The organism is Marinobacter oulmenensis, assembly GCF_014201735.1.
Classification (GTDB): Bacteria; Pseudomonadota; Gammaproteobacteria; order Pseudomonadales; family Oleiphilaceae; genus Marinobacter; species Marinobacter oulmenensis.
On sequence record NZ_JACHFE010000008.1, the window covers coordinates 158055 to 180486 of the forward strand.

Consider the following 22432-nt stretch of genomic DNA (forward strand, 5'->3'; position numbering starts at 1 on the left):
TGAGGCTCAGAGCCCGCCTTTCGGAGCCTTCTGGACCAGGAAGGACAGGGCTTCTTCAACCGGGATGTCCTGTTTTTCCTCGTCGGTACGGCCCTTGTACTCCAGGGTGCCGGCGCCCAGGCCCCGTTCCGAAACGACCAGACGGTGGGGAATGCCGATCAGCTCAATGTCCGCAAACTTGACCCCTGGACGATCATTGCGATCGTCCAGCAGGACGTCGTATCCGGCCTGGCGCAGCTGTTCGTAGAGTTTCTCCCCGGCTTCGGCAACCACCGGTGACTTGTGACCGTTGAGAGTGACAATGGCCACCTCGAAGGGCGCGATGGCCTGGGGCCAGATGATGCCTTTGTCATCGTGGTTCTGTTCGATGGCAGCGGCGACAATCCGGGAAACACCAATACCGTAACAGCCCATTTCCAGGATGGCCGCCTTGCCGTTCTCATCAAGCACGGTGGCATTCATGGCTTTGCTGTATTTGTTGCCCAGTTTGAAAATGTGGCCAACCTCAATGCCCCGACGAATCTCCAGGGTGCCCTTGCCATCCGGGCTGGCGTCGCCCTCGACTACGTCGCGCAGGTCTTCCACGCGGCCCAGGGGCATGTCACGCTCCCAGTTGACGCCGGTGAGATGGTAATCGTCACGGTTCGCGCCGCACACGAAGTCCGCCAGATGGGCGGCGCTGCGGTCAACAATGATCGGCACCGGCAGCTTCACCGGGCCAATAGAGCCGGGCTGGCAGCCCACGGCGTTCTCGATTTCCTCATCGGTGGCCATGGTCAGCGGCTCAGCCACGCCAGGGAGGTTTTCGGCCTTGATTTCGTTGAGGTTGTGATCCCCTCGCAGAATCAGGGCAACCAGGCCGGACTGGCCGTTCTCGTCCTCTTCGCCCTTGACCAGCAACGTCTTCACTGACTGCTCGGGGGGCAGCCTAAGGTAGTTCGACACCGCTTCGATGGTGCGCTGGCCCGGGGTGTGTACTTCCTGCATGTCCTGGCTCGGGGCGGGGCGGTCCCCCTGGGGAGGCAGGGCCACGGCTTTTTCAATGTTGGCGGCGTAGTTGCTGCCGGTGCTGAAGATAACGGCATCCTCGCCGGAATCCGCCAGTACATGAAATTCATGGGAGGCGCTGCCGCCAATGGCGCCGGAGTCCGCCTCCACCGGGCGGTAGTCCAGGCCCAGACGGTCGAAGATGTTGCAGTAGGTCCGGTGCATGACCTGGTAGGTTTCCTCCAGGGAGTCACCATCCAGGTGGAAGGAGTAGGCGTCCTTCATGATGAATTCACGGGCCCGCATGACCCCGAAGCGGGGGCGCCGCTCGTCCCGGAACTTGGTCTGGATCTGGTAGAAGTTGGCCGGCAGTTCCTTGTAGCTTTTCAGCTCATTGCGGATCAGGTCGGTGATCACCTCTTCGTGGGTCGGACCAAAGCAGAAGTCCCGACCGTGCCGGTCATTCATGCGCAGCAATTCGCCACCGTACTGCTCCCAGCGTCCGGACTCCTGCCAGAGCTCTGCCGGCTGTACTGCGGGCATCAGCACTTCCTGGGCGCCGCTCTTGTCCATTTCCTCGCGGACGATCCGTTCCACCTTGCGCAGGGTGCGCAGACCCATTGGCAGCCAGGTGTAAAGGCCGGCGGCCAGTTTGCGGATCATGCCGGCTCGCAGCATCAACTGGTGGCTGACAATTTCCGCGTCGGCGGGAGTTTCTTTCTGGGTGGCAATCAGATAACGGCTTGCTCGCATCGTGTCTTCCGCTTTCCTGAAACATGAAGGGGTGTCACCGGGCACATCGCAGACGGTCGGTTCTGTGTGAACGGCCCGGGTTCTTTTTTTGAGAGGGATATTGTACGGAGCCTGATGAATAAGGTACAGGCTCGGTCACGACAGGTAGTCCAGGGGCAGGGCCGTGCTGTCGATGACCCGGCGCAGTACAAAGCTCGAATGCACCCCGCTGACCCCGGGAATGCGGGTCACGTAATTGAGCAGGAACTGGTGGTAGGAGTCCATGTCCGGCACGACGACTTTGAGCATGTAATCGGCGTTCTGGCCGGTGATGAGATAACACTCCTGAACTTCCGGATGCTGGCCGATCTGTTCCTCGAAGGCCGAGAACCGTTCGGGCGTGTGCCGGTCCATGCCGATCAGGATTATGGCGGTCAGAGACAGCCCCAGCTTCTTGTGATCCAGAATGGTGACAGAGCGGACGATGATGCCGGCGTCCTCCAGTGCCCGCACCCGCCGCAGGCAGGGGGAGGGAGACAGGCCCACGCGTTCCGCCAGTTGCTGGTTGGTGAGCGAGCCATCGGCCTGCAACTGTTCAAGGATTTTGCGGTCCGTTCTGTCAATTCTGGCTAATGGTTTTTCATTTTCAGGCATAATATTTCTTAAATGTTCTTCTAATGGCAATTTAATGCCTGAAAACTAGCGGCTTTCGGGTGAAATAGCAACCAAATAGCGTTGCATCGGCGTTACACTGTTCCCAGACTCATCAATGACCAACAGGGAACACAGACTCATGGCTTTTGATCATCGCAAATACGCTGCTTTCAAGCCGGTTGCCAAGAAAGACCGGCGCTGGCCTGATCAGGTGATTGAAAAGGCACCGACCTGGTGCGCGGTTGATCTCCGCGATGGCAACCAGGCGCTGGTCAAGCCCATGTCTGTGGCCCAGAAACAGCGGCTGTTTGATCTGCTGGTCAAGCTTGGCTTCAAGCAGATCGAAATCGGCTTTCCGGCCGCCAGTCAGCCGGACTTTGATTTCTGCCGCAAGCTGATCGAGGAAAACCGGATTCCCGAGGATGTGCAGATCCAGGTGCTCACCCAGGCCCGCCCGGAGCTGATCGAGCGCACCTACGAGGCGCTGAAGGGAGCGCGCAAGGCCATCGTCCATGTCTACAACTCCACCTCGACGGTGCAGCGGGAGCAGGTGTTCGGCATGGACCGGGCCGGCATTCGTGACATTGCCGTGCGTGGGGCCACGGTGGTCCGCGATATGGCCCGTGACTATCCGGAAACCGAGTGGACCTTCCAGTATTCGCCGGAGAGTTTTACCGGCACCGAACTGGATTTCGCCGCGGAAGTGATCGATGCCGTTAACGAGGTATGGCGTCCGGACCAGGGCCAGCCGGTGATCATCAACCTGCCGGCCACTGTGGAGATGGCCACACCCAATGTGTTCGCCGATCAGATCGAGTGGATCTGCGACACCGTCCGGTTCCGCGAACACATCAGCATCAGTGTGCACACCCACAACGACCGGGGGTGCGGGGTCGCCGCAGCGGAGCTGGCGGTGATGGCCGGTGCCGACCGGGTGGAAGGCACGCTGATGGGCAATGGCGAGCGCACCGGCAACATGGACCTGGTGACCATGGCGATGAACCTGTATTCCCAAGGTGTGGATCCGACCGTCGATCTGTCCGGTATGGCCGAAATCACCGAGGTGGTGGAAGCCTGCACCGAAATTTCCACTCACCCGCGCCATCCCTACGCCGGTGAGCTGGTGTTCACCGCATTCTCCGGCAGTCACCAGGATGCCATTCGCAAATGCCTGGCCCGCCGGGACGAGGGTGATGTCTGGAACGTTGCTTACCTGCCGATTGATCCGTCCGATGTTGGCCGTCGTTACGAGGAAGTGGTCCGCATCAACAGCCAGTCCGGCAAGGGCGGTGTGGCCTACGTACTGGAGCGTGATTACGACATCAGCCTGCCGCGCTGGCTGCAGATCGAGTTCAGTAAAGTGGTTCAGCGTGAGGCGGAAACCGGTGGCGGCGAAATCGATTCCCATACCATTCACCGGCTGTTTGAAGAGCGCTACCTGAAAGTTCACGATGCCTGGGCGCTGCGCTCCTATGACCTGCACCGGGACGAAGCCGGTGTCCGGGCCGATGTCATGGTGGGGCGTGAAGGCGCAACCATGAAGCTCGAAGGGGCTGGCCTGGGTGCGGTTGAGGCTGTTTCGGACGCGCTGGCGACCCGTTTCGGGGTGTCGGTTGCGGTGGAAGCCTACGATGAGTACGCCCTGGGCGAGGGCACCAACGCCAACGCGCTGGCCTGTATTCGTCTGACTGCTAACGGTGAGCCCTGCAGCGCGGCCGCGCTGGCCGAGGATACCACCTCGGCAACCCTGCAGGCGCTGCTCTCTGCCGTGGCCCAAGTGGTGGGTGATGGCGGCGCGTCAGTCAGTCATGCCCATCAGAAAGAGACGGCCGACGCCTCCTGACCCTGCCCGGCCACGGCCTGGCCGGGTGTGCTCAGGCCACCACCATCATGGCGCCGCTGGCCTGAATGGCCTGGGCAAGGTGGGGATGGGGTGCGGTGTCGGAGATGACGTGCCGCACCTTTGAAAGGGGGCAGACCTTTTCGAGCTTCCCCGGCCCGAATTTTGAGTGATCCACCAGCAGGGCGGTGTACCTGCTGCGATGGATCATGGTTCGTTTCAGGCTGGCCACTTCCGAATTCACTTCCGTGGGCCCTTCTTCGGTCATCGCACCGCAACTGGACACACACAGGTCCGCCTGGAAATTCTGCAGGTACTCGGTGGTCAGGCTGCCCAGGCTGGCGTTTTCATGGGCGTCAAAGCGGCCGGGCAGCATCAGTACTTCCATTCCCGGGTTGTCCGCCAGTGCGTTGGCGACCGCAAAACTGTTGGTCAGTATGGTCAGGCGCTCACGGTGCAGCGCCAGCATGCCGGCAAAATGCACGCAGGTGGCGCTGGCATCAATCATCAGTACGTCGCCGTCCCTCACCAGTTGCAGCGCTTCCGCTGCCATCCTCTGTCGTTCTTCCACCAGCATGGTGGCCCGCTGGGCCAGATCCGGCTCGTTGGCGGTCTGCAATGCTGCAGCCCCGCCATAGGAGCGCAGGAGCAGCCCCTGCTCCGCCATCCCGTCGATATCCCGCCTGACGGTTTCCGCTGATACCCCGAACAGGGTGGCCAGTTCCGCAATCTGGACCACCGGCTGATGCCTGAGCATCTGGGATATTTCCAGCCATCGTTGTTGCCAGTTGCGTTTCCTGGTGCCCATGGTATGCCCCAATGTGGTGAGTGCAACATTAACTTGAGCGTTTTCAGGTCATTTGTGTGGAAGGTGCCACGACCTGGTGCATGTTCTGAACATAGCGTTTTGCCCGGTAATAAGCAAATTAAATGCTATAACCCTATGATAAGAAATAAATAGTGCCACTTATATGAGGCTGTTCCATAAATTGGCCTGAATAATGCTGCGGGTCGACTGGGTTCAAAATGTGGCAACTACCAAATATGGCTGTGAGGGAACAAACATGTCCAAGTTCAACGTGAACCGCCGTGACTTTCTGAAAGGTATGGGGATGGCTGCCGGTGCAGCTGCTGTTCCCGGTACGCTCTGGTCCAACCCGGGCTGGGCCGCGTCCGCTGACCGCGCACGAGAACTGAATATTCTGGTCTGGGAGGGCTACAACTCCCCGAATGTGCTCGATCCTTTCCGGACCTCGTTTGACACAAAGGTCTCAGCCCAGAACGTGATCTCCGATCCGGATGCGGTCAACAAACTGCGTGCCGGTGAAACCAAGGTCTGGGACCTGGTGAACCTGAACAACCCCTGGGCCCGGGAAATGCTGTACCCGGAAGGGCTGATCAAACCGCTCGATCAGGACCGTTTCCGCCCGTATTTCGACCGCATGCTCGAAGAATTCAAATGGCCTTACAAGTGGGCCATGAGTCTTGATCAGAAAGAACTGCTGGGTATGACCCAGCGTTTCGGCCCGCTGTCGTTCGTCGTCAACACCGACAAGATTTCCCGTGCCACCGCTGAAGATCAGGGCTTCAACCTGTTTATGGATCCGGCCATGAAAGGTCGCTACGGCATGCTGACCTGGGCCAACTGGAACATCTACCACATGTGTATCACGGCCGGCTTCACGCCGTTCAAGGAACACACCGAAGCCGAGTTCAAGGAATTCGAGAAGGTGGCCCGTTACCTGTTCAAGAACGCCAAGCTGTTGTCAGACGACCACCTGATGATGAACCAGGCCCTGATCACCGGCAGCATCGATGCCTACTTCACCGGCGGTACCTATTCCTGTTCCATCGCGCGGATGGACGGCTTCTCCAACGTGCGCGGCATCACGCCCAAGTCCGGCCCGATCAATGGCAAGGGCGGCATCGTCTGGATCGAGGTGACCTCTGTGGTCAACAACCCGCAACTGTCGCCGCGGGCCGAGGACTTCCTCGAGTACGTGCAGCGTCCGGACGTTTCCAAGCAGGTGGCCTTTGCCGAGGGTTCCCACAACCCGGTCACCCAGCTGGGCATGAAAGAAGTCCGGGATGCGTTCAGCAAGGAAGAGCTGGATGCCATCCAGTACGACAGCCTCGAATGGGAGCTGGAGCACTGCGCCGATTACGACGTCAACCCGGACTACGACCGGATGCTGGAAATCTACACCCAGGCGCGCCGCGAGGCCTGATGCGTCACCCGGCCGGCTGGCAGCAGCCGGCCGGGACTACCTGTTACTGGAGATGGCCATGAGTGAGACGATCCTTGAACTCAAGGGCGTAGAGAAGTACTTCGGTGACTTTGTTGCCGTTGAGCGCATCAATCTGTCGGTGAAGGATGGGGAGTTTTTCACCCTGGTGGGCCCCTCCGGCAGCGGCAAGACCACGATGATCCGTATGCTGGTGGGCATGGACAAGCCTTCCCGCGGCGACATCCTGATGTCCGGCGAGCGGGTCAATGATGTACCGGCCAACCGCCGGCCAACCTGTATGGTTTTCCAGTCGCTGGCGCTGTTTCCGCACAAGAGCGTCGGTGAAAACATCGAGTTTCCCCTGAAACTCCGGGGCGAAGCCAAGCATAACCGCAAGACCCGCGCCATTGAGCTGCTCGAGCAGCTGCACCTGTCCGAATCCTATTACAGCAAGAAGGTCAGCGAATGCTCCGGTGGTGAGCGCCAGCGGGTGGCCCTGGCAAGGGCCCTGGCGTTTGACCCGCAGATCCTGTTTTTCGATGAACCGCTGTCCGCCCTTGATTACCGCCTGCGCAAGACCCTGGAAAAAGAACTGAAGGATATCCAGCGGCGCACCGGTAAAACCTTTGTTTACATCACCCACTCCCTGGAGGAGGCGATGGTGATGAGTGATCGCATCGCGATCATGCGCAAGGGCCGGATCGTCCAGGTGGGCACACCGGATGAGATCTACAACAACCCCGCCAACGGTTTTGTCGCCCAGTTCATGGGTGAGGTGAACGAGTTCCGGGTCAGCCGCAAGGATTCACAGTGGCTTGAGGACACCGAAACCGGCGCGCAATACCCGGCGCCCCCTGACAGTCCGGTGGATGAGGGGGTTCTGATTGTCCGGCCCGAGCGCATCCGCCTGCTATCGGCGGACGAGAAGGCCGACAGCACCTTTGAGGGCGTTGTCGAGCACCAGTATGTGCTCGGTTCCCGGGTTCAGTATCAGGTTCGCGTCAAGGAGCGGGCCCTGCTGGTGGAAACCATGATTGGTCAGCCTTTCGGAGTGGGCGACAGCGTCAGCCTGGGCTGGGATGCCGATCAGTCCGTGCTGATGTCGGAATAGGGGAGTGATGCCATGAATGCGCCTGGTCCTTCTTCTCTCACCCAAGCCCGGATTGACGATACGGGCGATGCCGGTACTCCGCCGGCCCGCGAACGCGGCCTGAAAGCACTCAGCACCTGGGCGCGCCAGCCGGGCTTTTTGCTGAGCCTGCCGGCGCTGGCCGTGTTCATTGCCGGGTTTATCGGGCCGCTGGCCCTGGTGGTGCTGTACAGCGTGATGCCGGCCCGTTCGTTCGGCGTGGACAACCTGCCCACGCTGGAAAACTTCGTCACCATTTTTCAGGACAGCTATTACCTGTCGTTCGCCTGGTCCATCGGTCTGGCACTGGCCACGACGGTGATCCTGATGCTGATCTGCTGGCCGGTGGCCTATGGCCTGTCCCGGGTTTTCCGGCGGTCCATGATCCTGACGCTGCTGCTGGTACTGCCGCTGTTTGTGTCCGAGAACGTTCGGCTGTTCGGCTGGGTTCTGACCCTGCTGAATCACGGCATCCTGGATGGCTCCCTGCGGACCCTGTTCGGCTGGGAAGTGCCGGAGCTGCTGTACAACGTGCCGGTGACCATCCTCGGCATGGTCTACGTGTATCTGCCATTCATGCTGTTTCCGATGGCTCTGGGGGTGTCGATGATTCCCGAGTCCTGTCGTGAGGCGGCCTTCGACATGGGGGCTACCCGTAGCCAGGTGTTCCGTGAAGTGGAAATACCGCTGGCCATGCCCGGCATCCTGATCGGCGCGCTGCTCACCTTTGTGCTGGTTCTCGGTTCGATTTCCGAGGCCAAGATCCTCGGTGGCCAGTCTGTGATCATGATCGCCCACGACATCGAAACCGCCTTTACCTATGCGCAGAACTGGCCGTTGGGCTCGGCACTGTCGACCCTGCTGATTCTGCTGACCGGGGTGCTGGTGATTGGCCTGCTGTCCAAGCTCAACCTCGACAAACTGCTGTCCCGCAAATAGGAGTCCGTCATGGATACACCATCAAGTGCTTTCGGAAGCCGGGCCAGCGAACGTGCCATGAGGATCTGGACCCTGGTCGTCCTCGCCTTCATCTACCTGCCCATGGTGGCGGTGGTGCTGGCTTCCCTGTCCAAGATCCGGTTCTTCATGTTCCCGATCAAGTCCTGGTCTCTGGAGTGGTATGGCTCGGTTCTCGGTTCCATCGAGATCCGGGACTACCTCTGGACCTCTGTGCTCATTGCGGCGCTGGTCACGCTGATCTCGGTGTTGCTGGCCATTGCCGGCGCACTGGCCTTTGCCCGCTATGACTGGAAGGGACGAACCCTGTACCAGAAGCTCATTCTGCTGCCGATCTTCTTCCCCCAGGCGGTGCTCGGGCTGGCCATCCTGTTGTGGTCCTCGGCCTGGGACATTGCCCCCGGCTGGGAGCTGGCGGTGTTCGCTCACCTGGTCTGGATCGTGCCGGTGGTCACGCTGGTGATCAGCATTCAGGTCTATGGCTTTGACCCGGCGGTGGAGGAGGCGGCGTTCGACCTGGGCGCTTCCCGCTGGCAGGTGTTCAAAGAGATCACTCTGCCCATTCTGTGGCCCGGTATCTTCTCCGGTGCCCTGTTCGCGTTCCTGCTGTCTTGGGGCAACTTTCCGCTTTCAACCTTCACCACGGGCGCCGAGCAGACCATTCCGGAATGGCTCTACGCCAAGATGGTGGCCGGTTATACGCCCCAGGTTCCGGCACTGGGCACACTGACCACGCTGCTGGCCGGGATTCTGCTGCTGGGCGGGTACTGGCTCGGAACCCGCGGCCGCAAGCAGTAATCAGGGAGACAGTCACTATGAATGCCAATGCACAATTCGACGAGCTGCCCAGGGACGATCAGCTCTATATCATCGAGGGAATTGCCAGGCAGGCCCTGCCCGAATGGGGCCTGCCGGTGGACTCTCCCATGACCCTGCTGAGTCTGTCAGAGAACGCCACCTACCGGGTGGACGCCGCAGACCGGCGGGAGCCGCTGGTGCTTCGCGTGCACCGGCCGGGTTATCACAGCCGCAACGCCATTGATACCGAACTGGCGTGGATGGCGGCCCTGCAAAAAGACATGGGCATCAAAACACCGCAGGCCATTCCGACTCTGGAGGGTGAATACGTGGTGTCCGGCGAAAGCCGGTATGGCCCGGACAGCCAGTCGAGGTTTGTTGATCTGTTCGAGTTCATCGAAGGCGATGCACCGGACGAATCGGAACTGCTGGCGCCCTTTGAACGACTGGGTCGGATGACCGCCCAGTTGCATCTGCACGCCCGGGACTGGCAGCGCCCGCCGTATTTTGAGCGCCTGGTCTGGGATTACGACGGCTGCCTGGGCGCGGTGAAGAACTGGGGCGACTGGCGGGAAGCGCCGGGCCTGGATGCCGATGACATCCAGCTGCTCGATCAGGCCCAGGAAACCCTCCGCCGCCGGCTGGAAGCCTTTGGCAAAGGGCCGGATCGTTTCGGCCTGATCCACTCTGACCTGCGACTGGCCAACCTGCTGGAGAACGGTGGTGAGACCCGGGTGATTGATTTTGACGACTGCGGCCTGGGCTGGTTCCTGTACGACCTGGCCTCGGCCCTGAGCTTCATCGAGACCCGGCCCGATATCCCGGATTTGGTCAGTGCCTGGCTGTCCGGTTACCGGTCCGTGGCCGACCTCTCCGGGGAGGAGGAAGCCGAAATCCCCACGTTCATTCTGTTGCGGCGCATGACCCTGCTGGCCTGGGTCGGATCCCACCCCACAGCCGACATGGCGGTGGAGCAGGGTGAATCCTTTGCAGCCGATACCGTAGCCCTGGCCCGTGCCTATCTGTCGAAACCGGACGGGTCCCCCAACACACTGTGAGGCAATTCATGACATCCGAAAAGAAAGCCGCCTTCCTAGAGCGCACCAAACAGGTATGGAACCCGGGCAAAACCCAGGACTGGCAGGACCGGGGCGTCGATATTGTGATCGACCGGAGGGAAGGGTACTGCTTCTGGGATCTGGACGGGGCAAGACTGATCAACATGCACCTGAATGGCGGTGTCTATAACCTGGGCCACCGCAACCCTGAAGTGATCGAAGCGGTCACAGAAGCCATGCAGTATTTTGACATCGGCAACCACCATTTCCCGGCGATCAAGCGCACCGAACTGGCGGAAAAACTGCTGGAAACGGCGCCGGATGGGCTCAGGTACGCCATCTTCGCCAGCGGCGGCGGCGAGGCGATTGATATAGCCCTGAAGTCCGCCCGCCACGCCACCGGGCGCAAGAAAATCGTCTCCCTGGAGAACTGCTACCACGGCCATACCGGGCTAGCGGTCAAAGCCGGTGCGCCCCGGTTTGCAGACCTTTTCCTGTGTGAGCCGGACGCCGACGAATTCTGCCAGGTGCCGTTCAACGACCTGGCCGCCATGGAAGAGGCCCTCCGGGGCGAAGACGTGGCCTGCGTCATCATGGAGACCATTCCGGCCACTTACGGGTTCCCGATGCCGGAGCCGGAATACCTGCAGGGCGTGAAGGCCCTGTGTGAGCGGTACGGTGCCCTCTACATCGCCGACGAGGTACAGACTGGCCTGATGCGCACCGGCACGCTCTGGGGCATTGACGGCTATGGCGTGACACCGGACCTGCTGGTGACCGGCAAGGGCCTGTCCGGCGGCATCTATCCGATTGCTGCTGTGCTTGTCTCGGAGCAGGCCGGTGCCTGGCTTCGGGAAGACGGCTGGGCGCACATGTCCACCTTTGGCGGTGCCGAAATCGGCTGTGCCGCCGCGCTGAAAGTCCTGGAAATCACCCAGCGGCCGGAGACCGTGGCCCGTGTTGACCGGCTCAGCACCTTTTTCGCCAACGAACTGGCCCGGCTCAAGGGCAAGCACGAGGGCTTCCTGAAAGGTATTCGCCAGAACGGTCTGATCATTGGCCTGGAGTTTGAAGGGCCGAAAGGGGCCGAACCGGTTACCCGGGCCCTTTACGAAAACGGCGTCTGGGCCATCTTCTCCGCCCTGGACCCGTCGGTGCTGCAATTCAAACCGGGGCTGCTGATGAGCGACGAACTGGCCAGTGAGGTCATCGAACGCCTGGATCAGGCCATCGAGCAGGCCCGCGACGCCATAACCGAAACCACTTCCGAGGAATAACCGATGATTTCATCCATTGAAGGACTCTCCGTACTCGTCACCGGCAGCAGCAAAGGTATCGGCAAGGGCATAGCCACGTCGTTCGCCGCCTCCGGCGCCCGCGTGACGGTAGTCGCCCGCACCGAAGCGGCGGCAATGGCAACCGTTGAGGAAATCAAACAGGCCGGCGGCACCGCCATCGCCTGTGCCGCTGATGTTACCAAACGGGACCAGATGGACGCGGCCGTCGCGGCCAGCGTTGAAGCCTTTGGTGGCCTGGACGTGCTCTGTGCCAACGCCGGGATTTTCCCTTCCGCCAGTCTGGAGGAAATGACCGAAGACCAGTGGGATGAAGTGCTGGACACCAACCTCAAGGGGACTTTCATCAGTGTCCAGGCGGCGCTGCCGGCGCTGAAGAAAAGCCAGGCCGGGCGCGTGGTGCTGACCTCCTCCATCACCGGCCCGATTACCGGTTTCCCCGGCTGGTCCCACTATGGCGCCAGCAAGGCAGGCCAGCTAGGCTTTCTGCGTACAGCGGCGATTGAGCTGGGCAAATACCAGATCACCATCAACGCCGTGATGCCGGGCAACATCATCACCGAAGGGCTGGAAGGCATGGGGCAGAACTATCTGGACCAGATGGCCGCCTCCATCCCCCTGAAGCGACTGGGGGATACCACCGACATCGCCTCGGCGGCCATGTTCTTTGCCTCCCGCGAGGCCGGTTATGTGACTGGCCAGACTATCGTGGTGGATGGCGGCCAGGTGCTGCCTGAATCGCTTGAAGCGATGGAATAAACCGAACCGACGCCAGGGGAGTTCAACATGGGTGGTTTTTCCCAGATAGCCGGTGGTGAGCGCTGGCATTTCGAGGATCTGAGATCACTGCTGGCCTGCGCCACGCCCCTGCGTTCCGGCGACTGTCTGGCCGGGGTGGCGGCCCGTTCCGAAACCGAGCGGGTCGCCGCCCAGATGGCCCTGGCGGAACTGCCGCTGAGCCACTTTCTCCAGGAGGCCGTCATCCCCTACGAGGAGGATGAGGTCACCCGCCTGATTGTGGATAGTCACGATGCTGCCGCGTTTGCCCCGGTCAGTCACCTGACCGTGGGCGATTTTCGCAACTGGCTTCTGAGTCACCAGGCCGACAGCCAGGCCCTGGCTTCGCTGGCTCCGGGCCTGACGCCGGAAATGGTGGCGGCGGTCTCCAAGATCATGCGGGTGCAGGACCTGATTCTGGTCGGCCGCAAGACCCGGGTCGAAACCGCTTTCCGCAACAGCATGGGCCAGGAAGGGCGCATGGCCACGCGTCTGCAGCCGAACAGCCCGACAGACAATGTCTCCGAGATCGCCGCCAGCGTGCTCGATGGCCTGCTGTACGGCAACGGCGATGCCATGATCGGTATCAACCCGGTCTCCGACAACTTCGCGGCCATCGGGGACCTGCTGGACATGCTGGATTCAGTGATCCGGCAATACGACATTCCCACCCAGTCCTGCGTGCTGACGCACATCACCTCCACCATTGAACTGATTGAGCGGGGCAAGCCGGTGGACCTGGTGTTCCAGTCGATTGCAGGCACCGAAGCCGCCAATCGTAGCTTTGGGGTCTCGCTGGACCTGCTTGAGCAGGGGTATCAGGCCGGGCTCAGCCTTAACCGCGGCACCCGGGGCCAGAACCTGATGTATTTTGAAACCGGGCAGGGCAGCGCCCTGTCGGCGGATGCCCATCACGGTGCCGATCAGCAGACGCTCGAAGCCCGTGCCCATGCCGTGGCCCGTCGATATAACCCCTTCCTGGTCAATACCGTGGTGGGCTTTATCGGCCCCGAATACCTCTATGACGGAAAACAGATTATCCGGGCCGGGCTGGAGGATCACTTCTGTGGCAAGTTACTGGGTGTGCCCATGGGCTGTGACATCTGTTACACCAACCATGCCGAAGCCGACCAGGACGACATGGACGCCCTGCTGACCATGCTGGGCACGGCCGGGGTGAATTTCATCATGGGCATTCCCGGCGCTGACGACATCATGCTCAATTACCAGAGCACGTCGTTTCACGATGCGCTGTACCTGCGCAACCTGCTCGGCCTGCGGCCCACCCCGGAATTCGAACAATGGCTGCAGCGAATGGCCATTATGGATTCGGGGGCCGGTGCGCTGGCACCGGGCAGCCAGCTGCCGGAAGCCTTCGGAACGGCCATTGAATCCGCAATCGGAAAGGTGGACACATGACAGACCCTGTGGAAAGGAATCCCGCCGTTGCTGACCCCTGGCAGGACCTCCGGCGCATCACCCGCGCCCGCATCGCGCTGGGCCACGCCGGTGCCAGCCAGCCAACCCGGGCCCACCTGGAATTCCAGCTCGCCCATGCCAAGGCCCGGGATGCTGTGCATACCGCCCTGGACGGCGCGGCGCTGGTTGATGGCGTCGACCGCCTCGGAGTGCCCTGCTGTGAAGTGGAAAGCCAGGCGCCGGACCGGGTGACGTACCTGACCCGCCCGGATCTTGGCCGGCAACTGTCCGAGCGGTCCGTTGGCTGCCTCGAAAAGATGGGGGCGGGGCCGGATGCTCCGCCGCCGGATCTGGCCATTGTGCTGGCGGATGGTCTGTCGGCGCGGGCCGTGCAGGATCATGGCCTGGCGATGCTGGAACGGTTATTGAAGGTGGCGGCGGACAACCACTGGTCGGTGGCACCGGTGGTGATCGCCAATCAGGCCCGGGTGGCCCTGGGTGATGACATCGGCGAAAGGCTCAATGCCCGACTGCTGGTGATGCTGATCGGCGAACGGCCGGGGCTCAGTTCCCCCGACAGCCTGGGAGCCTATCTGACCTACGCGCCCCGCCAGGGCCTGCACGACGACGCCCGCAACTGTATTTCCAATATCCGGCCGGAAGGTCTGGGGTACGGGGCGGCAGCGTTCCGGCTGGAAGCGTTAATGAAAGGTTCGATCAGCCGGCAGTTATCCGGTGTCAGCCTGAAAGACGATTCCGAGCCCATGGTGGTGGAGGAAGACAAGGCCAGGATCGGCAATTTTCTGACCGGCCAGTAACAGCAAAGCCGGCGCGAGGCCGGCTTTTATTTCGGCTGCCCGTGAGGGGCATCCGACGGCTAACGACAACCCCTTACAGAGGCGTAACGTTCTCCGCCTGTGGGCCTTTCGGTCCCTGGGTTACGGTGAACTGCACCTGCTGGCCTTCAGCCAGAGTGCGGAAACCGCTTGCGTTGATTGCACTGTAGTGAACAAAAACGTCACTGCCGCCTTCCTGGGCGATGAAGCCAAAGCCCTTGGATTCGTTGAACCACTTAACATGGCCGGTTTTGGTGTCGGACATCGATCTATCCTGTATCTGTATAACTGGAAACTGCCCTCACGGGACATGGTCTGCGCTGGAAGATCCGTAGAGTACTGAGGAAGGGCAACGAAGAGCCTGGGCAGGACGTTGTAACACATTCACAAAATACCGCTGCGGAAAGTCACAGCAATTTTCAGTATAGACCGGATGCGGGGACCGTCAATTGTTTTTTTTGTGACCAATCGCCCGTTTTAAATAGCTAAAAAACAAGAACTTGTCATCACCCTGACACAAAGAGGCCGACTGCCTTTCGGCAGCCGGCCTCCGGTTTTGTCGTGAAAGTAGGGTGCGAACTACTGGCTGAACTTGGAGCTGATCTCGTCCAGGATGGCCGGATCGTCAATGGTGCTCGGCACGTTGTACTCCTCACCGTTGGCAATCTGGCGGATCACCCGCCGCAGGATCTTGCCGGAACGGGTCTTGGGCAGCCGTTCGACCACAATGGCCCGGCGGAAGCAGGCGATGGCGCCGATCTTGTCGCGGACCATCTCCACCAGTTCCTCTTCGAGTTCATCCTGGTCGATGGTGGCGCCGTCTTTCATCAGTACCAGGCCGATGGGAATCTGACCCTTGAGCTCATCCTGGGCACCCACCACACAGCATTCGGCGATGGCCGGATGGGAGGCGACGACTTCCTCCATTTCGCCGGTGGACAGGCGGTGGCCCGCCACGTTGATGACATCATCGGTGCGGCCCATGATGAACACATAGCCGTCATCGTCGACAAACCCGCCGTCACCGGAGGTGTAGAAGCCGGGAATGGTCTTGAGGTAACTGTTCTGGAAGCGCTCGTCGTCACCCCAGACCGTCATCAGGCAGGACGGTGGCAGCGGCAGTTTGACCGCTACCTGGCCCTGTTCGCCGGCGGCGACCTGGTGGCCGTCCGGGTCCACGACCTGAACGTTGAAGCCGGGGGAGGGCACCGTGGCAGAGCCCGGCTTGGTGTCCATGGGCTCAATGCCAATCGGATTACAGCAGATGGCCCAGCCGGTCTCGGTCTGCCACCAGTGGTCGAGCACGGGCAGGCCGGTGTGTTCCTTGAGCCACTCGTAGGTGGGCGGGTCCAGGCGCTCGCCCGCCAGGAAGATGCGCTTGAGGGACGAGACATCGTACTTGGCCAACTGGTCGGCTTCCGGGTCTTCCTTGCGCACGGCGCGGAAGGCGGTCGGGGCCGTGAAAAGCATGTTTACCTTGTGGTCCTGAACCACGCGCCAGAAGGCGCCGGAATCCGGTGTTTTCACCGGCTTGCCTTCGTACAGGATGGTGGTGCAGCCGTTGAACAGCGGGGCGTAGACAATGTAGCTGTGGCCAACCACCCAGCCCACGTCCGAGGCTGCCCAGAACACGTCGCCCGGATCGGCGTCGTAAACCAGTTTCATGCTGTACTTCAGCGCCACCGCGTGGCCGCCGTTGTCCCGCACCACGCCCTTGGGCTTACCGGTGGTGCCGGAGGTGTACAGAATGTACAGCGGATCAGTGGATTTGACCGGCACCGGATCGGCTGGCTGGGCGTTGGCGACCATGTCGTTCCACTCCACGTCCCGGCCTTCCTGCAGGGTGGCGGTGGCCTGTGGCCTTTGATAGACCACGCAGGTATCCGGCTTGTGGTTGGCTTCTTCGATGGCCTTGTCGACCAGCGGCTTGTATTCAATGACCCGTGAGATTTCGATGCCGCAGGACGCGGTGATCAGCGCCTTGGGCTTGGCGTCATCGATGCGCACCGCCAGTTCGTGAGAGGCAAAGCCGCCGAACACCACCGAATGAATGGCACCCAGGCGGGCGCAGGCCAGCATGGCAATGGCGGCCTGGGGAATCATCGGCATGTAGATGATGACGCGGTTACCCTTGCCGACGTTCTGGTCACGCAGGGCGCCGGCGACACGGGCCACTTCGTCCCGCAGTTCGTTGTAGGTGAAGGTCTGCTGGCTGTTGGTCACCGGGGAATCGTAAATCAGGGCAGTCTGGTCGCCACGGCCGGCCCGGATGTTGGCGTCCAGTGCCACGTCACTGGTGTTCATCACACCATCGGGGAACCACTCACCATGGCCGTTGTCCAGCGGCTGCCAGATCGTCTTGGGCGGTTCGATCCAGTCGATTTGCTCAGCCTGCTCGCGCCAGAAGTCATCCCGCTGGTCGATCGACCGGCGGAACTCACTGTTGTAACTCATGGGCTCTCCCCTCTGTTGTGCGTATATTGTTCTATGTTTGTTAACAATAACTGTAGAAAAATACGCCAATTTGGGTAGTAGACCCTAGTCGTAGTCACTCGATTGTTAACAGTTTATCGTTATTCGAATTGATCTCAGTCACCTCGGCGGAGACGTTGCCCTGGCCGAAGTGGGCCCGTATGGTCTGGCCCGGGGAGAGCTGTTCGGCATTGCGGACAATCGTGTTGTCATCATCCCTGACAATGGAATAACCACGGCCCAGGGTCGCCAGCGGACTGACCAGTTGCAGGTTCTGGGCAATGTGCTGAAGCTGCTCCTGCTGGTGCTGCAGGCGGCTCTGGAAGGCTTTGGCCAGGCGCTCGTCAAGCTGCTGGACGCGCTCACCGGCGGTATCCAGCGCCCGCCGGGGAGACTGCATGGCCAGCCGTTGCTGCAGGTGACCGGTGCGCACCCGGTGGGCTTCCAGGCGTTGCTTCAGGCTCCGGTGCAGGCGCGTATCCAGTTCGTCCATGCGCTGGGCCTTTTCCTGAAGCTCCCTGCGTGGGTCCCGAAGGCGGGCCGAAAGGTGCTCCAGCCGGGTATGCTGGCGCTGCAGGTAGCGGTCTGTCGCCTGGGCCAGCCGGGTGGACTGGCCATCCAGCCGTGCCAGCCATTCCCGCTGGTCCGGGGATACCTTCTCGGCAGCGGCCGAAGGCGTGGGCGCCCTTAGGTCCGCCACAAAATCCGAAATACTTACATCCACTTCGTGGCCCACCGCGCTCACTGTCGCGATGGGGCAGGCCGCAATGGCGCGGGCAACGGCTTCCTCGTTGAAGCACCAGAGGTCTTCCAGGGAACCGCCGCCCCGGCCGATGATCAGTACATCTGCCACGCCATGGGCCTGGGCACGTTCAATCGCGCCGACAATCTCGGCGGTGGCAGCCTGGCCCTGGACCGCTGTGGGGTAGAGGGTGACCGGTATCGCCGGGCAGCGGCGCGCCAGTACTGTCAGGATGTCGTGGATGGCCGCGCCGGTCGGGGAGGTGATCACGCCGATGTGCCTGGGGGTGGTCGGCACCGGTTTCTTGCGCGCCGGATCAAACAGACCCTCGGCCTGAAGCTTCATCTTCAGGGCCTCGAACGCCTGCTGCAACTGGCCCAGACCGGCGGGTTCCAGGTGTTCGACAATGATCTGGAAATCGCCCCGGTTTTCGTAGAGCGTGACCTTGCCGCGGATGCGGATCTGGTCGCCGTCTCTGGGCGCGGAGCGCAGGCGGCGGTTGGCACCCCGGAACATGGCGCAGCGGATCTGGCACTTTTCATCCTTGAGGGTGAAATACCAGTGGCCGGATGACGGCCGGGACAGCCCGGAGATTTCTCCCTCCACCCAGACCTGCATGAAACTGGATTCCAGCAGGTGCCGGGCCTGGCGGTTGAGTTCGCTGACAGACAGTGCCCTGGGCCGGGCATCGGGATAGCCGGTCTGCAGACCGGAAGGGTGCTGGTCATTCATACGCAATAGCCGAAGGGGGAGGTTAAAATTATCGGAATTTCAATCAGATGCAAACAAACGGCAATAAACCCTGCGGTTTACTGTAATCAGGCATGACTCTATAATAGGCCGATTAAGGATTTTGCTTTGCCGCATCGTTGCTTATGCGGCGCGCAAGTTCTCAACTTAGCACGTTCAAAAGGCGGATCCCAATGCTGCGTATTGCCGAAGAAGCCCTCACATTCGACGATGTTCTCCTTGTGCCCGGATATTCCGAGGTTCTGCCCCATCAGGTCGACCTGCAGACGCACCTGACCAAGAATATCAAACTCAATATTCCGCTGGTTTCGGCGGCCATGGATACCGTCACCGAGGCGGAACTGGCCATCGCAATGGCTCAGGAAGGCGGCATCGGCATCATGCACAAGAACATGTCGGCCCAGCAACAGGCGGCCGCGGTTCGCAAGGTCAAGAAATTTGAGAGCGGCGTGGTGAAGGATCCCATCACGGTGTCTCCGGATACCACCGTACGTGAGCTGGTGGACATCACCATGGCCAACAACATCTCCGGCCTGCCGGTGGTGGACGGTAACGACCTGATCGGCATTGTGACCGGCCGTGATATCCGCTTTGAAAGCCGGATGGACACGCTGGTTCGGGACATCATGACACCCAAGGAAAAGCTGATCACCGTCAAGGAAGGGGCTGACGTTGAAGAGGTCAAGGCGCTGCTGCACCGTCACCGCATCGAGAAAGTGCTAGTGGTGAACGACGGTTTTGAACTGCGTGGGCTGATCACCGTCAAGGACATCCAGAAAGCCAAGGACTACCCCCTGGCGTGCAAGGATGAGCAGGGCCGTCTGCGTGTGGGCGCGGCTGTCAGCACCGGTGGCGATACCGAAGAGCGCATTGCTGCACTGGCCGAAGCCGGCGTGGACGTGATCGTTGTCGACACCGCTCATGGCCATTCCCGTGGCGTGATCGAGCGGGTTCGCTGGGTGAAAGAGCATTACCCGCAGGTGCAGGTGATCGGCGGAAACATCGCGACCTCTGACGCAGCCCTCGCACTGGCCGACGCCGGCGCGGATGCGGTGAAAGTCGGCATTGGCCCCGGTTCCATCTGTACAACCCGTATTGTGGCTGGTATTGGCGTGCCCCAGATTTCCGCCGTTTCCAACGTGGCGGCCGCTCTCAAAGACCGTGGCGTTCCGCTGATCGCAGACGGCGGTGTACGGTTCTCCGGTGACATCGCCAAGGCACTGGCAGCCGGCGCCCACTGCGTGATGATCGGCAGCCTGCTGGCCGGTACCGATGAAGCACCGGGCGAAGTCGAACTGTTCCAGGGCCGCAGCTACAAAGCCTATCGCGGCATGGGCTCCCTGGGCGCCATGGGGCAGGGCTCCAGTGACCGGTACTTCCAGGACGCCAGCAAAGGCGTTGATAAACTGGTGCCGGAAGGCATTGAAGGCCGGGTGGCCTGCAAGGGCCCGATGCGCAACATCGTGCACCAGCTGGTGGGCGGCATTCGCGCCTCCATGGGCTACACTGGCAGCGCCACCATGGATGAGATGCGCACCAAGCCGGAATTTGTGCGCATTACCAATGCCGGTATGCGGGAGAGTCACGTACACGACGTGACCATCACCAAGGAATCGCCCAACTACCGAATTGGTTAATCCATACCTGATCTGATGCGGCCCGGTTTTCCGGGCCGCGCTGTTTGTTGACTGCCGAGGACTCCATGGCCCAGAACATCCACGACCACCGCATCCTGATTCTCGATTTCGGCTCCCAGTACACGCAGCTGATTGCCCGCCGTGTTCGGGAAATCGGTGTGTACTGTGAAATCAAACCCTTCGATATCAGCGATGAAGAGCTGAACGATTTCAACCCCAAAGGCATTGTCCTGGCCGGCGGCCCGGAATCCGTGACCCAGCTGGGTGGGCCGCGGGCACCGGAAGGCCTGTTTGAACGCGGCATTCCCATCCTGGGTATCTGCTATGGCATGCAGACTATGGCGGAACAGATGGGTGGCCGGGTGGCCAGCTCCGAGAAACGTGAGTTTGGTTATGCCCAGGTCAAGGTGCGGGCGAAGGGCCCGCTGCTGGCGGATATCACCGATCACCTGACCCCGGCCGGCGATTCCCTGCTGGATGTCTGGATGAGTCACGGCGATAAAGTGGTCGCCATGCCGGAAGGCTTTGAACTGCTGGCCTCCACCGAGAGTGCCCCGATTGCCGCCATGCAGGACCTGGAGCGCAAGCTATTCGGTGTTCAGTTCCACCCGGAGGTGACGCACACCCTGCAGGGCAAGCGGATTCTGGAGCACTTCGTGCTGACCATCTGCCAGTGCGAGGCGCTCTGGACCCCGGCCAAGATTGTTGATGATGCCGTTCGCCAGATTCGCGAGCAGGTGGGTGGCGAGAAAGTCCTGCTGGGCCTCTCTGGCGGTGTGGATTCCTCGGTGACGGCCGCACTGCTGCACAAGGCGATTGGCGACCAGCTCACCTGCGTGTTCGTGGACAATGGCCTGCTGCGCCTGCACGAAGGCGACCAGGTGATGGACATGTTCTCCAGCAACATGGGTGTAAAAGTCATCCGAGTGGATGCCGAAGACCTGTTCCTCTCCAAGCTCAAGGGCGTGGACGACCCCGAGCAGAAGCGCAAGATCATCGGCAACACCTTCATTGACGTGTTCGATGATGAGGCTGCCAACATCAAGGATGTGAATTGGCTGGCCCAGGGCACCATCTACCCGGATGTGATCGAATCCGCCGCCTCCAAAACCGGCAAGGCCCATGTGATCAAGTCCCACCATAACGTGGGCGGTCTGCCGGAAACCATGAAGCTCAAGCTGGTGGAACCCCTGCGCGAGCTGTTCAAGGACGAGGTGCGCAAGATTGGCCTGGAACTGGGCCTGCCGTACGACATGGTCTACCGCCACCCGTTCCCGGGGCCGGGCCTGGGCGTACGTATCCTGGGTGAGGTGAAGAAAGAATACGCCGAGATCCTGCGCCGCGCCGATGCCATCTTCCTGGAAGAGCTGCACCGGGCCGACCTGTACCACAAAACCAGCCAGGCCTTTGCGGTATTCCTGCCGGTCAAATCCGTCGGCGTGGTGGGTGACGCCCGCCGCTACGAATACGTGATCGCCGTGCGCGCCGTGGAAACGGTGGACTTCATGACCGCGCGCTGGGCGCGCCTGCCGTACGAACTGCTGGAAACCGTCTCCAACCGGATTATCAACGAGATTTCCGGTGTTTCCCGGGTGACTTACGATGTGTCGTCCAAGCCGCCGGCCACGATTGAGTGGGAATGATTCGGTGACTTTGCAGTGAGCTAAAAAAACCGCCTTCGGGCGGTTTTTTTATTGGCAGAACAGATGTTGCGAGGGTGTCATTGGGCTAGGCCGAGCGTAGAAGAATTACACCTTAAAGTCGGAGCTATACGACAACTGACGCAAAACTCCTTGAGTCTTGCCGTTATGGCTCTCAAGGCATTGAAAAGTATGCGCTTTAGTTTTTGATGCCTGTAAATAAGCGAATTGGTGATCTGAGGCAAACCCGACAATTGACGCCTATTTCGAGGAGAGCTACTGTAAATAATCAGTAGGTTTCTGATATAGAGCGAAAAATGGCGAGTAGCTTTGGTGTTGGCGCGGGGATAGGCGCGTTCTGGATAGACGTCATTTGTCGTTGAATTAGCTGTTGAACTAAACCGCTTCGCGGTAGCGGTGAGACTGAGAATTTCCGCAGAGTGAGGGTAGTTGGCGGATACTTTTGAATGGCCCAGGTGGG

18 protein-coding genes are annotated in these 22432 nt (G+C 60.8%); 12 read left to right on the plus strand and 6 right to left on the minus strand.

Annotated features, from left to right (window positions below; translation table 11 throughout):
• Positions 1 to 6: 6 nt before the first annotated feature.
• Together HNR38_RS14810 and HNR38_RS14815 are read right to left on the minus strand one after the other, a co-directional pair.
• Positions 7 to 1740: a proline--tRNA ligase gene (locus tag HNR38_RS14810; RefSeq protein ID WP_183705687.1), complete on the minus strand. Its 1734-nt coding sequence runs from the start codon at positions 1738 to 1740 to the stop codon at positions 7 to 9.
• A gap of 135 nt (positions 1741 to 1875) precedes the next feature.
• Positions 1876 to 2373, minus strand: a complete 498-nt coding sequence (locus HNR38_RS14815) for an Lrp/AsnC family transcriptional regulator (RefSeq protein ID WP_183705689.1) — start codon at positions 2371 to 2373, stop codon at positions 1876 to 1878.
• Between the two features lie 139 nt (positions 2374 to 2512).
• Between HNR38_RS14815 and leuA the strand changes: the two genes are divergently transcribed.
• Positions 2513 to 4216 (plus strand): 2-isopropylmalate synthase, encoded by a 1704-nt coding sequence (gene leuA / locus HNR38_RS14820; RefSeq protein ID WP_183705691.1) that lies wholly within the window; start codon positions 2513 to 2515, stop codon positions 4214 to 4216.
• Between the two features lie 31 nt (positions 4217 to 4247).
• On the opposite strand, the gene HNR38_RS14825 is transcribed toward leuA, so the two are convergent.
• Positions 4248 to 5021, minus strand: a complete 774-nt coding sequence (locus HNR38_RS14825) for a DeoR/GlpR family DNA-binding transcription regulator (protein ID WP_183705693.1) — start codon at positions 5019 to 5021, stop codon at positions 4248 to 4250.
• Positions 5022 to 5277: 256 nt separating this feature from the next.
• Between HNR38_RS14825 and HNR38_RS14830 the strand changes: the two genes are divergently transcribed.
• The 9 genes from HNR38_RS14830 to eutC are packed head-to-tail and all read left to right on the plus strand — an operon-like array spanning position 5278 to position 14692.
• Complete coding sequence (locus tag HNR38_RS14830) at positions 5278 to 6441, plus strand: ABC transporter substrate-binding protein (protein WP_183705695.1); 1164 nt, start codon at positions 5278 to 5280, stop codon at positions 6439 to 6441.
• A 58-nt stretch (positions 6442 to 6499) separates the two neighbouring features.
• Entirely contained in the window at positions 6500 to 7552 is a 1053-nt protein-coding gene (locus tag HNR38_RS14835) for an ABC transporter ATP-binding protein (protein ID WP_221275839.1), read from the plus strand.
• 12 nt (positions 7553 to 7564) lie between these two features.
• Positions 7565 to 8509, plus strand: a complete 945-nt coding sequence (locus tag HNR38_RS14840; protein ID WP_183705699.1) for an ABC transporter permease — start codon at positions 7565 to 7567, stop codon at positions 8507 to 8509.
• Positions 8510 to 8518: 9 nt separating this feature from the next.
• Positions 8519 to 9325, plus strand: a complete 807-nt coding sequence (locus HNR38_RS14845; RefSeq protein WP_183705701.1) for an ABC transporter permease — start codon at positions 8519 to 8521, stop codon at positions 9323 to 9325.
• 17 nt (positions 9326 to 9342) lie between these two features.
• Positions 9343 to 10383, plus strand: a complete 1041-nt coding sequence (locus HNR38_RS14850) for a phosphotransferase enzyme family protein (protein ID WP_221275840.1) — start codon at positions 9343 to 9345, stop codon at positions 10381 to 10383.
• An 8-nt stretch (positions 10384 to 10391) separates the two neighbouring features.
• On the plus strand, positions 10392 to 11660 hold the full coding sequence (locus HNR38_RS14855) for a class-III pyridoxal-phosphate-dependent aminotransferase (protein ID WP_183705725.1): 1269 nt from the start codon (positions 10392 to 10394) through the stop codon (positions 11658 to 11660).
• 3 nt (positions 11661 to 11663) lie between these two features.
• Positions 11664 to 12437 carry a 3-oxoacyl-ACP reductase FabG gene (gene fabG, locus HNR38_RS14860; RefSeq protein WP_183705703.1) on the plus strand — a complete coding sequence of 258 codons (774 nt, stop codon included), beginning with the start codon at positions 11664 to 11666 and terminating at the stop codon, positions 12435 to 12437.
• Positions 12438 to 12464: 27 nt separating this feature from the next.
• Positions 12465 to 13874 carry an ethanolamine ammonia-lyase subunit EutB gene (locus tag HNR38_RS14865; protein WP_183705705.1) on the plus strand — a complete coding sequence of 470 codons (1410 nt, stop codon included), beginning with the start codon at positions 12465 to 12467 and terminating at the stop codon, positions 13872 to 13874.
• Positions 13871 to 14692, plus strand: coding sequence for an ethanolamine ammonia-lyase subunit EutC (gene eutC, locus HNR38_RS14870; RefSeq protein ID WP_183705707.1), 822 nt, complete (start codon positions 13871 to 13873; stop codon positions 14690 to 14692). The genes HNR38_RS14865 and eutC overlap by 4 nt, the downstream gene beginning before the upstream one ends.
• Before the next feature lie 73 nt (positions 14693 to 14765).
• Here eutC and HNR38_RS14875 read toward each other — a convergent pair whose 3' ends face one another.
• The 3 genes from HNR38_RS14875 to xseA all read right to left on the minus strand — a co-directional run bounded on the left by HNR38_RS14875 (position 14766) and on the right by xseA (position 18632).
• On the minus strand, positions 14766 to 14975 hold the full coding sequence (locus HNR38_RS14875) for a cold-shock protein (protein WP_183705709.1): 210 nt from the start codon (positions 14973 to 14975) through the stop codon (positions 14766 to 14768).
• A 314-nt stretch (positions 14976 to 15289) separates the two neighbouring features.
• Entirely contained in the window at positions 15290 to 17212 is a 1923-nt protein-coding gene (locus HNR38_RS14880; protein ID WP_343068340.1) for a propionyl-CoA synthetase, read from the minus strand.
• A 46-nt stretch (positions 17213 to 17258) separates the two neighbouring features.
• Positions 17259 to 18632, minus strand: coding sequence for an exodeoxyribonuclease VII large subunit (gene xseA, locus HNR38_RS14885; protein ID WP_379919268.1), 1374 nt, complete (start codon positions 18630 to 18632; stop codon positions 17259 to 17261).
• Positions 18633 to 18847: 215 nt separating this feature from the next.
• On the opposite strand from xseA, the gene guaB reads away from it, so the two are divergent.
• Positions 18848 to 20311: an IMP dehydrogenase gene (gene guaB, locus HNR38_RS14890; RefSeq protein ID WP_183705712.1), complete on the plus strand. Its 1464-nt coding sequence runs from the start codon at positions 18848 to 18850 to the stop codon at positions 20309 to 20311.
• 65 nt (positions 20312 to 20376) lie between these two features.
• Positions 20377 to 21954, plus strand: a complete 1578-nt coding sequence (gene guaA / locus HNR38_RS14895) for a glutamine-hydrolyzing GMP synthase (protein ID WP_183705713.1) — start codon at positions 20377 to 20379, stop codon at positions 21952 to 21954.
• Positions 21955 to 22432: the final 478 nt, after the last annotated feature.

What these genes read in the sequence shown, in the direction of transcription:
- HNR38_RS14845 (WP_183705701.1), top strand. Translation starts at nt 8,519, where the DNA reads ATGGATACACCATCAAGTGCTTTCGGAAGCCGGGCCAGCGAACGTGCC.
- guaA (WP_183705713.1), top strand. Translation starts at nt 20,377, where the DNA reads ATGGCCCAGAACATCCACGACCACCGCATCCTGATTCTCGATTTCGGC.
- eutC (WP_183705707.1), top strand. Translation starts at nt 13,871, where the DNA reads ATGACAGACCCTGTGGAAAGGAATCCCGCCGTTGCTGACCCCTGGCAG.
- HNR38_RS14850 (WP_221275840.1), top strand. Translation starts at nt 9,343, where the DNA reads ATGAATGCCAATGCACAATTCGACGAGCTGCCCAGGGACGATCAGCTC.
- leuA (WP_183705691.1), top strand. Translation starts at nt 2,513, where the DNA reads ATGGCTTTTGATCATCGCAAATACGCTGCTTTCAAGCCGGTTGCCAAG.
- HNR38_RS14835 (WP_221275839.1), top strand. Translation starts at nt 6,500, where the DNA reads ATGAGTGAGACGATCCTTGAACTCAAGGGCGTAGAGAAGTACTTCGGT.
- HNR38_RS14810 (WP_183705687.1), bottom strand. Translation starts at nt 1,740, where the DNA reads ATGCGAGCAAGCCGTTATCTGATTGCCACCCAGAAAGAAACTCCCGCC.
- HNR38_RS14825 (WP_183705693.1), bottom strand. Translation starts at nt 5,021, where the DNA reads ATGGGCACCAGGAAACGCAACTGGCAACAACGATGGCTGGAAATATCC.
- HNR38_RS14865 (WP_183705705.1), top strand. Translation starts at nt 12,465, where the DNA reads ATGGGTGGTTTTTCCCAGATAGCCGGTGGTGAGCGCTGGCATTTCGAG.
- HNR38_RS14830 (WP_183705695.1), top strand. Translation starts at nt 5,278, where the DNA reads ATGTCCAAGTTCAACGTGAACCGCCGTGACTTTCTGAAAGGTATGGGG.
- guaB (WP_183705712.1), top strand. Translation starts at nt 18,848, where the DNA reads ATGCTGCGTATTGCCGAAGAAGCCCTCACATTCGACGATGTTCTCCTT.
- fabG (WP_183705703.1), top strand. Translation starts at nt 11,664, where the DNA reads ATGATTTCATCCATTGAAGGACTCTCCGTACTCGTCACCGGCAGCAGC.
- HNR38_RS14840 (WP_183705699.1), top strand. Translation starts at nt 7,565, where the DNA reads ATGAATGCGCCTGGTCCTTCTTCTCTCACCCAAGCCCGGATTGACGAT.
- HNR38_RS14855 (WP_183705725.1), top strand. Translation starts at nt 10,392, where the DNA reads ATGACATCCGAAAAGAAAGCCGCCTTCCTAGAGCGCACCAAACAGGTA.
- HNR38_RS14815 (WP_183705689.1), bottom strand. Translation starts at nt 2,373, where the DNA reads ATGCCTGAAAATGAAAAACCATTAGCCAGAATTGACAGAACGGACCGC.
- HNR38_RS14875 (WP_183705709.1), bottom strand. Translation starts at nt 14,975, where the DNA reads ATGTCCGACACCAAAACCGGCCATGTTAAGTGGTTCAACGAATCCAAG.